Consider the following 12,115-nt stretch of genomic DNA (forward strand, 5'->3'; position numbering starts at 1 on the left):
TGTCGTGGACACCCGCTCTACCTCGGCGAGGTGGGGAGGCGGCGGGAGGTGCGGAGCCAGGCGATCAGGTCGGACGCCGTCTCCGGCACCGGCAGCGGAGCGGTCAGCGCGGGCGCCGCGTCCGCCGGGCCGAGGACGGCGCGGCGCAGCGCCTCCCCCGTGAGCACCCGCCCGAGCAGCTCGATCTCGCGCTCGTTCACCCCGACCGGCGTCGGGCCGTTGCCCATGTCCGTGCCGTAGACGAGCCTCCCGCCCGCCGCGACGAAGCGCCGGGCGTTGCCGAGCGCCAGCTCCAGGCCGGGCGGTCGGCCAGGCCCGTCGTGGATCGCGAACGTGGAGACCCAGGTCATGCGGGCGGCCCGGGCGATCAGCTCGGACGACAACGCCTCGGTCCACGGCACGTGCACCAGCACGTCAGCGCCGCCGTCGATCGCGCGCCGAGCCTGGCCGTCGCCCTCCGCGTGCACCAGCACCGGCAGCCCCGCCGCGTGCGCCTCGCCGACCAGCGCGCGCAGGACGTCGTCGGGCAGCAGCGGCATACCGGCGTGCAGGGCCACCTTGACCGCGTACCCACCCGCTGCGACGACGTCGGCCACCGCCTCGGCGGCCTCGCGCGGCGTCGCGACGTGCCGCACCGCGGCGTCCGGTGCCCACGACCGCCCGGTGGGATACCCGCCAGGCGCCGTATGGAACGGCCCGGCGTACCGCACCCGCACGCCCGACGGCGGGTCGGCCGCCCAGGCGGCGACGTCGCGCGGGTCCCAGCCGAGATCGTGCACCTCGGTGACCGGGCCGTCCGCGAGAAGAGCGCGATCGACCAGGCCCAGGTGCACATGGCGGTCGACGACGCCGGGAAGCGTCACCCGTGGCACACCGTCGGGCTCGCCGCCGGGCTCGCTCTCGGTGCAGCCGTCACGCACCGAGCGGACCGTCGATCTCGGTGCGCACGGAGATGAGCTCCGGGAAGAACGTCAGGTCCAGGGCACGCTTGAGGAAGCCGACGCCGCTCGACCCACCGGTGCCGGACTTGAAGCCGATGGTCCGCTGCACCGTGCGCAGGTGGCGGAACCGCCAGAGCTGGAACGCGTCCTCGATGTCGACCAGGTCCTCGCACGCCTCGTACACCTCCCAGTTGCCGTGCGGGTCCTCGTAGATCGACTTGAAGACGGTGACCAGCTCGGGATGCTCGACCCACGCCTGGGTGACGTCGCGGTCCAGGATCTCGGCAGGCACGGGATGCCCGCGCCGGGCCAGCAGCCGCAGGAACGCGTCGTACACGGTGGGCTCGGCCAGGAGCTGCGCGAGCTGCGCGTGGGCCTCGGGCTTGGCGCGGAACACCTGCAGCATCCCGGCATTCTTGTTGCCCAGCAGGAACTCCACCGCGCGGTACTGGTGCGACTGGAAGCCCGACGACTGCCCCAGCGACCCCCGGAACTCCGCGTACTCGCTGGGCGTGAGGGTGGCCAGCACCGACCACTGCTCGGTGATGGTGCGCTGGATGTGCTTCACGCGAGCCAGGCCCTTGAGCGCCCGGGACAGGTCGTCGCCGTCGAGAGATCCGCGGACGGCGCGCAGCTCGTGCACCACGAGCTTGAGCCACAGCTCGGTGGTCTGGTGCTGGATGATGAACAGCAGCTCGTCGTGGTGCGGAGGGTCGCTCATCGGGTGCTGTGCCGAGAGGAGCGCGTCGAGCCCCAGGTAGGAGCCGTAGTCCATCTCGTCGCGGAAGTCCGTGCGGATGGAGGCCTCGATGGGCCGAGTATTACCGGTCACCTCTGGAGCGTAACCCCGCGCTGTCTCGTGCCGGCATGCCCGCAGGTCAGGCCGCCTCGGCCTCGTCACGGTTCGGGTTCTCGAACGCCTCGGCCATCAGCGCGATCTCCTCGGGCGGGAGCGACATCTCGCGCGCCACCCGCGACCAGCCGGACGTCGCGCTCGCCACCTCGGCCAGCACGCGCCGGGCGTCCTCCTGCCGCAGGCCGTACGAGTCCGCGGTGGCCAGCAGCACCCGCACGTCCCGGTCGATCCGCGTGCCGCCGGGCCGCAGCGGCGTCGACTCCGCGACGGCGAACGGGTTGGGGTTCACGTCGAACAGCGGGGAGAGCGACCAGCCGTCGGAGCGCCGCAGGAAGCCGTGGTTCTTCATGTGGTCGTCGACGTTGCGCACGAGCAGCGTGAAGGCCACCCGGCGGAACAGGTCGTGCCCGTCCGTCGCCGGCCTGCCCGAGTGGTCCGCGAGCGTCTCCGCGAGCGTCCGGTAGTCGATGACCTCGAAGAACGCCTTCTGCGTGAGGCTGTCGGCGGACAGGAAGCCGATGCGTCCGCCGTCCGGCCGCCGGTCGAACCGGCGGGTCAGCAGGATCGACCGTGCGGGGCCCATGCGGTGCAGCCGGGCGACCGGGACCTCGATGCCCGCGTCCGAGGCCAGCCGCAGGGTCAGGTACTCCCAGGCCTGCACGTCCCACCGGTCGCCGCTCTCCGGCAGCTTGGCCATCCACAGGTCGCCGGCGCTGTCCTTCACCGTCACCTTGGGCCGCGCCCCGCCCATCGAGGTTCCGGCCGCGACCAGGAGCCGCACGTCGTGATCGGTCTCCCGGTGCTGCGCGACGGCGTCCGCCGCGGCCGTCAGCGAGGGCAGGTCGACCAGGTCGGGGACCTCCGCGCGCGGCGGCCCCATGAAGGTCTTGCCGCCGTCCAGCGAGAAGCGCAGCGCCCCCAGGCGGGTCTCGTCCTGCACACCGAGCAGGAAGTCCACCTCGGTGAGGGTCATGAAGCCGCGGCCCTCGGCACGGGCGGCGCGCCGCTCCGCGTTGAACAGCAGGGTGCGGCCCCACTGGTCGGGCTGGCAGTCAGCGAGGACGCCGAACAAGGGCCGGTCGCTGCCGGACGGGATGTTCCCCGGCGTCAGCGGCAGCTCCGGGCACAGGGCGTACGCCCGCGCGTCGCGCAGGTAGGCGTCGTCGTAACGGAACGTGCAGCCGACCAGGGCACCGCCCCGGTTGAGGTGCATGTCGAGGTCACCGGCGCGGGTCTGTCCACCGCCCGGCAGCTCGACCTCGACGTGTATCGACAACGCGGCTCACCTTCTCAGCTCGGAACTCTTACCCGCTGCGGCAGAGCCCGTTCCGCGTGGAACCTGCCCATCTCGGTGGTCAGCGGGTCGGTCGCGCCAACGACGGCGTCGGCCACACCGAGCACGCGGAGCACCGCGAACGTGTTCTCCAGGCTCACCGTTCCGGTGCCCGTCTCGAGCGCGCGGAGCGTGGTACGCGTGATACCCGCACGGTCGGCGACGAGCTGGGCCGTGAGGCCGTGGATCTTGCGCCAGGTCCTGACGTGGTCGCCGAGTGAGGCGAGATCGCGCCGGGTCCGGAGGGAGGTTCTGGCCATGACTGCTCCTTTCGGTTACCAGGCTAACCGACGAGCCACGTAATGGTCACTAGGGTGACCACTATTCTTGGGGCGGCCTGGCGGACGGCGTTGCGGTCGCCCGCTGCGCCGCGTCGGACGGTTCCAGACAAAGCAGGACGGACCGCCCCACAGTGTGGGACGGCCCGTCGTGCGCGATGGTCAGCGATGCGTCACTGCGACGCCGCCTGGCTGTTGACCGTTGCCGTCTCCAGCGCACCGACCGAGAGGTCGTGCTTCGCGAGGATCTTGGCGTATGTGCCGTCGTCGATGATGCTCTGCACCGCCGCCTGGTACGCCCGCACCAGCTCGACGTCGCCCTTCAGGAACCGGAAGCCCAGGGGCGTCGGGTTGAGGAGCTCGGTGTTCGCCACCTCGAAGACGTCACCGGAGCCGATCTGCTTCGCGTTGTACCGGCCGGTCGACCACTGCGTGAGCTCCGCGTCCGCCTTGCCCGCCTCGACCTGGGCGAGCGCCTCGGCGTCGGACCCGAACTCGAGCACGGTGACGGGGTCGGCCTGGCACTCGGCCGAGTTCAGTGCGGCCAGCGCATCGGCCTGCGTGGACTCGCCGAGCACCGCTACCGGCCGGCCGCACAGGTCCGCGAGCGTCTTGATCCCCTCGGGATTCCCCGCCGGGACCATGATCGCGTCGCTGTCGTTGTAGTAGTTGACGAAGTCGGAGTCGATCTGGCGCTCCGGGGTGTCGGACATGGCGGCGGCCACGACGTCGACATTGCTGGCGTACAGCTCAGGGACCAGCGAGTCGAACGGCATGTCGCTGAACGTGTACTTCAGGCCCAGCCGGTCCGAGGCGGCGTCGAACAGGTCGATCTCGAACCCGACGATGCGGCCCGCCTCGTTCGTGTACTCGAAGGGCGGGTAGCCCGACTCCGTACCGACGGTGATGCGCGTGGACTCGGCCAGCAGCTCACCGGGCAGCAGGGCGCGCAGCTCCGGATCCACCTGGACCTGCTCCGCGGCTTCCGCCGTCTCGTCCGAGCTGGCCGAGCAGCCGGTCAGCAGCGCTCCGAACGCGACTGCTGCCGTGATCGAGCCGATGACCGCACGCGTGCGGTGTCCGAGAGCCATGCGGGGTCCTCCACACAAAAACGACATGATGAGCGAGTTACGCGGGTGGAGCCTATACGTTCCCGGCCGGTTGCTGTGAATTCGAGTTTCACCTACGCCCACATGCCGCGACACCAGGGCTCAAGCACCGGTGCCGACCTTAGCCGCCGCTCCGACGTCCGCCAGAATCACGGCATCAATGAGGCCCTTGGCCCACTCCAGGACCTCGGTGCCGCGCAGCGGCCGGCCGCCGATCCGCGTGGTGGTCGGGAACGGTACGAGGATCGCCCGGATGGCGGGCTTGAGCACGGTCCCGGGGTAGAGCCGCTTGAGGCGCAGCTGCGCCGACTCGGGCAGGCTCACCGGTGCGAACCGAACGAACTTGCCCTGTGCGGTGATGTCCGTGAGTCCCGCCTGACGTGCGTGGTTGCGGAAGCTCGCGACGTCGAACAGCGCGTCGGCGACGTCGGGCAGCGCACCGTAACGGTCGGTGAGCTCCGCGCGCACCTCGTCGAGGGCCGCGGCGTCGTGCGCGGTGGCGATCTTCTTGTACGCCTCCAGCCGCAGCCGTTCCGTTGCGATGTAGGACTCGGGCAGGTGCGCGTCGACGGGCAGCTCGATGGTGACCTCGGGGGCCTCCTCCTCGCGGTCCCCGCGGAAGGCGGAGACTGCCTCGCCCACCATGCGCACGTAGAGGTCGAACCCGACCCCTGCGATGTGGCCGGACTGCTCCCCACCGAGCAGGTTGCCCGCGCCGCGGATCTCGAGGTCCTTCATGGCGATCTGCATGCCCGCGCCGAGGTCGGTGTGGGCGGCCATGGTCGCGAGCCGGTCGTGCGCCGTCTCGGTGAGCGGCTTCTCCGGCGGGTAGAGGAAGTACGCGTAGGCGCGCTCACGCCCGCGGCCGACCCGGCCCCTGAGCTGGTGCAGCTGGGACAGGCCCAGCATGTCCGAGCGCTCGAGGATCAGGGTGTTGGCGTTGGAGATGTCCAGGCCGGTCTCGATGATCGTCGTACACACCAGGACGTCGAGCTCCTTCTCCCAGAAGGCGCGGATGACCCGGTCGAGCTCGTGCTCGCTCATCTTGCCGTGGGCCACGCCGATGCGGGCCTCCGGCACGAGCTCGCTCAGCCGCGAGGCGGTGCGCTGGATGGTCTCGACCTTGTTGTGCACGTAGAAGACCTGACCCTCGCGCAGCAGCTCGCGCCGCAGCGCGGCCGCGATCTGCTTCTCCTCGTACGCGCCCACGTAGGTGAGCACCGGGTGCCGCTCCTCCGGGGGCGTGGCCAGCGTGGACATCTCGCGGATGCCGGTCACCGCCATCTCGAGCGTGCGCGGGATCGGCGTCGCCGACATGGCCAGCACGTCCACGTTGGTGCGGAGCTGCTTGAGCGTCTCCTTGTGCTCCACGCCGAAGCGCTGCTCCTCGTCGATGACCACCAGGCCCAGGTCCTTGAACTGGACGGACCCGGTGATGAGGCGGTGGGTGCCGATGACGACGTCGACGCTGCCGTCCTTGAGGCCGGCGAGCGTCTCCTCCGACTCCTTGGCGGACTGGAAGCGGCTCAGCGCCCGAACGTTGACGGGGAACCCGGTGTACCGCTCGGAGAACGTCTCGAAGTGCTGCTGCACCAGGAGCGTCGTTGGCACCAGGACGGCGACCTGCTTGCCGTCCTGCACCGCCTTGAACGCTGCCCGGATGGCGATCTCCGTCTTGCCGTAGCCGACGTCGCCACACACCAGGCGGTCCATCGGCACCGACTTCTCCATGTCGGCCTTGACCTCGTCGATGGTGGCGAGCTGGTCGGGGGTCTCGACGTACGCGAAGGCGTCCTCCAGCTCGCGCTGCCACGGGGTGTCCGGCCCGTAGGCGTGCCCCTGCGTGGCCATCCGGGCGCTGTAGAGCCGGATGAGCTCGCTCGCGATCTCGCGCACGTGCTTGCGCGCCTTGGCCTTGGTGTTCTTCCAGTCGGCGCCGCCCATCTTGGACAGCGACGGCGCCTCCCCGCCGGTGTACTTGGTGACCTGGTCGAGCTGGTCGGTGGGCACGAACAGCCGGTCGCCCGGCTGCCCGCGCTTGCTGCTCGCGTACTCGATCACGAGGTACTCGCGCGTGGCCCGGTTGCCGCCCGTGCCCATGGTGCGCTGCGCCATCTCGACGAACCGGCCGACTCCGTGCTGCTCGTGCACCACGAAGTCGCCGGCCTTGAGCTGGAGCGGGTCGACGACGTTGCGCCGTCGGCTGGGCATCTTGCGCATGTCGCGCGTGCCGGAGCCCGCCCGCCCGGTCAGGTCCTGCTCGGAGAAGACGGCGAGCTGCAGGTCGGGCGCGACGAAACCCTTGCCGACGCCACCCGCGACCACGTGCACGACGCCCGGCTCGGGCTCGTCCTCGAGCGAGATCGCCAGCCGGGCAGCGGTACCCGCCGCCGACAGCTGCTCCGTCATGCGCTTCGCGGGGCCGTGGCCCTCGGTCGTCAGCACGAGCCGCCAGCTCGCGACCTGCAGACCGTGCACGTCGTCGAGGGCGCGTGCGAGGTCCCCGCGGTACGACTCGACGTCCCGGGCGCTGACGACGAACGTGGTGTCAGACGCCGAGGTCACCCCGGTGACCTGTGCGTCTGACGCGTCGGTGAGCTCCGTGTCCTGCGTGAACGACGACAGCGTCCACCAGCCCAGTCCTCGCCGAGCCGCCACCTCGCGCACCTCGGCGAACGTCGCGAAGGACGCGGCGGACAGGTCGATGGGCGCCGAGCCGCCGGCGACCGCCCCGGTCCAGGCCGCGGCGAGGAACTCCTCGGTGGTCGCCACGAGGTCGTGGGCCCGGCGGCGCACGCGCTCCGGCTCGTTGACCACGAGCAGCGCGTCGTCGGGCACGAGCTCCAGGACGGAGATCATGCGGTCCACCAGCACGGGCGCCAGCGACTCCATGCCCTCGACGGCGACGCCGGCGGCCAGCTTGTCGAGCATCTCGACCGCGCCAGGCAGGGTCTCGACGAGCTCGGCGGCACGCGCCCGGACGGCGTCGTCCAGCAGGATCTCGCGGCAGGGCGGCGCCCAGAGCCCGCGCTCCGCGATCTCCAGGCTGCGCTGGTCGGCCACGGCGAACCAGCGGATCTCCGTGACCTCGTCGCCCCAGAACTCGCACCGCAGCGGGTGGTCCTCCGTGGGCGGGAAGATGTCGAGGATGCCGCCGCGCACCGCGTACTCGCCGCGCCGCTCCACCATGTCGACGCGGGTGTAGGCGGCGGCGGTGAGCCGCTCGGCGACGTCGGTCAGGTCCGCGGTGGCGCCGATGTCGAGCTGGACCGGCTCGAGCTCCCCGAGGCCCTCGACGACGGGCTGCAGCAGCGCACGGACCGGCATCACCAGGATCCGGATCGCGCCGGCCTGCCCGTGGCCCTCGGCCGGGTGCGCCAGGCGGCGGAACACGGCGAGACGCTTGGCCACGGTGTCCGCGCGCGGGCTGAGCCGCTCGTGCGGCAGCGTCTCCCAGGCGGGGAGCACCGCGACGTCGTCGGCCTGATCCTCCGGGAGATAGCTCCGCAGGCTCGCGGCCAGGTCGTCCGCCTCGCGGCCCGTCGCGGTGACCACCACGAGCGGGCGCCGCCCGGACGCGGCGACGAGGAGGGGCGGGCGCACGCCCGCCGGACCCACCACGTCCGCGAAGCCACGGGCGCGCACATGCTCCACGGCAGCGGCGGCGCCGGGATCACGCAGAAGAGTGGGAAGCAGGCCGGTGAGGTTCATGGGTTCTGTCCTTCGAGGGCGCACGACGACGGGCCCATCACGAGCACGACCGGGTGCGGTCGACGGCGTGAGGGGCTGAGCCCAGGCTACTCCCGGACACCGACAGTGCCTCCCCCGGTGCGCGCGGGCGCCGCTCCCTTCGGCGTCGGCGCCCTTCGCCACCGCCCTGTGGTGCCACTGCCCCCGAGCAGAGCACTGCACGTACGATGACCCGCGATGTTCACCCCTCCCGGACCCCCGCGGCACGCAGACGTGCCTGGGCGCGACCCCGCCGTCGGGCCGCGCACCCCCGCCCGTCTCGCCTGGCCCGATGCCGCCCGCGGCCTCGCCATCGGTCTCGTGGTGCTGTACCACGCGACCAACTGGACGTGGTCGACGGGGTACGAGGTGAGCGTGCTGCGCGAGGTGAACGAGACGCTGCGCAGCCTGCGCATGCCGCTGTTCTTCGCGGTGGCCGGCATGTTCGCCGCGAAGTGGACGACGGTGCCGTGGCCCCGCCTGGCGCGCGGCAAGCTGCTGTTCTTCGCCTGGGTGTTCGTGCTGTGGGAGCCGATCTCCCTGGTGGTCCGGCTGCTCACCGGCTACTACCAGGTGGCCGACGCCGACTGGGGCACCCTGTGGGGCCACCTGGCCTGGTCGCTCCTGGTCCCCCGCTCCGAGCTCTGGTTCGTCTGGACGCTCGCCGCGTTCTTCGTGATCGCACGAGCGCTGCGCCGGGTGCCTGCACCCGTGCAGCTCGTGCTGGCCGCCTGCGTGAGCGGGTGGGCGCTGGCGGGCTGGGAACCGGAGAGCATCGCCTGGCGGGGTACCGCACAGTTCCTGCTCTTCTTCCTGGGTGGCCTCCACCTGCGGGCGCTGCTGGAACGGTTCGCCCAGCGGGTCAGCTGGCTCTGGGCGGTGGGCGCCGTCGCCGTCTGGCTCGGGATCCAGGTGGCCGTGCGGGAGCTGGGCGTCGCCGACGTGCCCGGCCTCTACCTGCTCGCGAACGTCGCGGGCGTGCCTGCGGGGGTAGCCGTGAGCGTGCTGGCCTCCCGCGTGCCCGGCACCCGATATCTGCCCAGGTCACTCGGGCTGCAGTGGCTCGGAGCGCGGACGCTGCCGGTGTTCGTCACGCATACGTCGGTGGTGCTCGGGCTGCTGTGCCTGCTGTACCGCAACGCCATCTGGATCCCCGCCCCGCAGTCGCAGTGGCTGCCGGTGGCGCTCTGGGTCGCGGCGATCGCCGTCGGGCTGGGGCTCGGCGCCCTGGCGCCCCGCATCGGCGCACGCTGGCTCTTCGCGCCACCCCGGCGACTGACCGGCACCACCCGCTGAACCTGGGCGAAAAAGGCTTGTTGCTTTTTGCCGACATCTACCCCGTGCGTGACAAGTCCTGTTACTGTGTCGAACTCAGCAACGGCAAAGGCGCCGTCGCGACGCGGCGGAGCGCTTGCCTCGCCCCGGCCAGCGGGAGGTCTTGTGCGACGCATCAGACGAACGGCGGTTCTCGCGGCCGCGGTCACCGCCGCCTGCCTCAGCGCCACGGCGCTGCTGGCACCGGCTCAGGCGGCATCGGGGCGGACGGCGCCCGAGCAGGCCGCGGCGACGCTCGCCGAGCGGGCGCTGCCCAGCCCGGAGTCGGAGATCAACGCCACGGGCACGCCGTTCACCGGCACCCGGCCGGACGGCACGGTCTACGGCCTCATCGATGCGCACAGCCACCTGTTCATGCAGGACGGCATGGGCGGCGCGGCCCTGTGCGGCAAGGTCTTCTCGGAGGACGGGATCGAGACGGCGCTGCGGGACTGCCCGTCCCACGAGCCGCACGGGCTCGGCGCGCTGCTGGAGAACCTGACGCGCGACGGCTCCCCGATCGGCACGCACGACACCACCGGCTGGCCCACGTTCGCCGACTGGCCCGCCCACGACTCGCTGACCCACCAGCAGATGTACTACCGCTGGGTCGAACGGGCCTGGCGCGGCGGACAGCGCGTGCTCGTGAACGACCTGGTCACCAACGGCCTGCTGTGCTCCATCAACCCGGGCACCTACCAGAGCTGCGACGAGATGACGGCGATCCGCCGCCAGGCCCAGGACACCTACGACCTGCAGGCCTACGTCGACGCGCAGTACGGCGGGGCGGGCAAGGGCTGGTTCCGGATAGTGACAACGAGCGAGCAGGCCCGCCGGGTGATCGAGGAGGGCAAGCTCGCCGTCGTGCTCGGCGTCGAGACGTCGGAGCCGTTCGGCTGCAAGCAGACCCTGCGCATCGCGAACTGCTCGCGGGCCGACATCGACGCCGGCCTCGACGAGCTCTACGACCTGGGCGTCCGCTCGATGTACCTGTGCCACAAGTTCGACAACGCGCTGTGCGGCGTGCGGTTCGACGAGGGGTCCATGGGCACCATCATCAACGCCGGCCAGTTCCTCTCGACCGGCACGTGGTGGGACGCCCGCTCCTGCCCCGCCGACCAGCCGCACGACCACAACCCGGGCAACGGTGAGCTCCCGCCCGCGCTGGAGGACGACCTCCCGCCCGTCCTCCCGCTCTACCCGCCGGGAACCGTCTGCAACACGAAGGGCCTGAGCGGGCTGGGTGCCTACGCCGTGCGCGGCATGGTCGAGCGCAACATGATGGTCGAGATCGACCACATGAGCGCGAAGGCCGCCGACCAGACCCTCGACATCCTCGAGGAGGTGGGCTACCCCGGGGTCCTGTCGACCCACTCCTGGATGGACGAGCGGTATCTCGACCGGCTGTACGCCCTCGGTGGGTTCGCCACGATCTACGGGCACGCCGCCCACGAGTTCGTCGAGGAGTACGAGCGCACCGCACCGGTACGCGACCGGTACGGCGCGGGCATCGGCTTCGGGTTCGACATGAACGGGTTCGGCGGCACGCCGCCGCCCAGGGGCGACGCCGCGGCCAACCCCGTCACCTACCCGTTCCGGTCGTTCGACGGCGGCACGCTGCTCGACCGGCAGACCACCGGCGAGCGCACGTGGGACGTCAACGTCGACGGCGTCCCGCACTACGGGCTGGTGCCCGACTACGTCGAGGACCTGCGGCTCGTGGGCGGGCAGGAGGTCATCGACGACCTGGCACGCGGCCCGGAGAGCTATCTGACGACGTGGGCCGGGGCGGAGGCGCACTGACGCGCGCCGCCGGCCGAAGCAGCTCCGGTGGCCGGGCCGTCGAGAACTGGGTCTCGACCGGCCTGGCCACCGCGAGCATCACGCCTTCGCGGTGTGGAACTTCCCCTGGGCGGCGAGCAGACCCTCGGTGACCAGCAGCTCGACGGCGTCGGCGGCGTCGTCCACCAGGATCGGCAGGTCCTTCTTCTCCGTGGCGGAGAAGTCCTTGAGCACGTGGTCAGCGGTGTCCATGCGACCAGGCGGCCGGCCGACACCCACCCGCACGCGGTGGTAGTCCTTGGTACCGAGCGCCTTGGTGGTGTCGCGGAGGCCGTTGTGGCCGCCCTCGCCGCCGCCGAGCTTGAGCTTGATCGTGTCGAAGGGGATGTCCACCTCGTCGTGCACCATGACCACCTGCTCGGGGTCGACGTCGTAGTACTTGGCGAGCGCGCTGACCGGACCGCCCGACGTGTTCATGTAGGTGGTCGGCTTCGCGAGGATCACGCGGGGGCCAGGAGCTCCGCCGGGAAGCACGCCCAGCCGGGCCTCGGCGACGACCGCCTGCGCCCGCGCGTGCTTCGAGAAGCGTGCGCCCGTGCGCTCCGCGAGCAGGTCAAGCACCATCTGCCCGACGTTGTGCCGGTTGCCGGCGTACTTGGGCCCTGGATTCCCAAGCCCGACAACGAGCCAGGGCCGGTCGCTCATGGTCAAGTTCCCTCACACGTCGGGGTGAGTGGTCGGCAGATTGTCAGGTGATCGGTAACTTGAGCTAC

The 12,115-nt window shown here is 71.4% G+C and carries 9 protein-coding genes; 2 read left to right on the forward strand and 7 right to left on the reverse strand.

Annotated features, from left to right (window positions below):
- Positions 1-17 precede the first annotated feature (17 nt).
- The 6 genes from ACFWE2_RS20610 to mfd form a co-directional block, all read right to left on the reverse strand.
- The gene (locus tag ACFWE2_RS20610) at positions 18-920 is read right to left on the reverse strand and encodes a hydrolase (protein ID WP_377226080.1); all 903 of its coding nucleotides are present in this window, start codon (positions 918-920) and stop codon (positions 18-20) included.
- Positions 913-1,773: a tryptophan 2,3-dioxygenase gene (gene kynA / locus ACFWE2_RS20615; RefSeq protein WP_377226081.1), complete on the reverse strand. Its 861-nt coding sequence runs from the start codon at positions 1,771-1,773 to the stop codon at positions 913-915. The genes ACFWE2_RS20610 and kynA overlap by 8 nt, the downstream gene beginning before the upstream one ends.
- Before the next feature lie 46 nt (positions 1,774-1,819).
- The gene (locus ACFWE2_RS20620) at positions 1,820-3,073 is read right to left on the reverse strand and encodes a type II toxin-antitoxin system HipA family toxin (RefSeq protein WP_377226082.1); all 1,254 of its coding nucleotides are present in this window, start codon (positions 3,071-3,073) and stop codon (positions 1,820-1,822) included.
- 14 nt (positions 3,074-3,087) lie between these two features.
- Positions 3,088-3,390 carry a helix-turn-helix transcriptional regulator gene (locus tag ACFWE2_RS20625; RefSeq protein WP_377226083.1) on the reverse strand — a complete coding sequence of 101 codons (303 nt, stop codon included), beginning with the start codon at positions 3,388-3,390 and terminating at the stop codon, positions 3,088-3,090.
- Between the two features lie 191 nt (positions 3,391-3,581).
- On the reverse strand, positions 3,582-4,499 hold the full coding sequence (locus ACFWE2_RS20630; protein WP_377226084.1) for an ABC transporter substrate-binding protein: 918 nt from the start codon (positions 4,497-4,499) through the stop codon (positions 3,582-3,584).
- A 120-nt stretch (positions 4,500-4,619) separates the two neighbouring features.
- On the reverse strand, positions 4,620-8,228 hold the full coding sequence (gene mfd, locus ACFWE2_RS20635; RefSeq protein ID WP_377226085.1) for a transcription-repair coupling factor: 3,609 nt from the start codon (positions 8,226-8,228) through the stop codon (positions 4,620-4,622).
- A gap of 216 nt (positions 8,229-8,444) precedes the next feature.
- Here mfd and ACFWE2_RS20640 point away from each other — a divergent pair, with 216 nt between their 5' ends.
- Positions 8,445-9,542, forward strand: a complete 1,098-nt coding sequence (locus tag ACFWE2_RS20640; RefSeq protein WP_377226086.1) for an acyltransferase family protein — start codon at positions 8,445-8,447, stop codon at positions 9,540-9,542.
- A gap of 144 nt (positions 9,543-9,686) precedes the next feature.
- Positions 9,687-11,363 carry a Coagulation factor 5/8 type domain-containing protein gene (locus tag ACFWE2_RS20645; protein ID WP_377226087.1) on the forward strand — a complete coding sequence of 559 codons (1,677 nt, stop codon included), beginning with the start codon at positions 9,687-9,689 and terminating at the stop codon, positions 11,361-11,363.
- A gap of 78 nt (positions 11,364-11,441) precedes the next feature.
- Here the strand turns inward: ACFWE2_RS20645 and pth are convergent, their stop codons facing one another.
- Positions 11,442-12,047, reverse strand: a complete 606-nt coding sequence (gene pth, locus ACFWE2_RS20650) for an aminoacyl-tRNA hydrolase (protein ID WP_377226088.1) — start codon at positions 12,045-12,047, stop codon at positions 11,442-11,444.
- Positions 12,048-12,115 lie beyond the last annotated feature (68 nt).

The organism is Promicromonospora sp. NPDC060271 (genome assembly GCF_042726755.1).
In the GTDB taxonomy this organism is placed as follows: Bacteria; Actinomycetota; Actinomycetes; order Actinomycetales; family Cellulomonadaceae; genus Promicromonospora.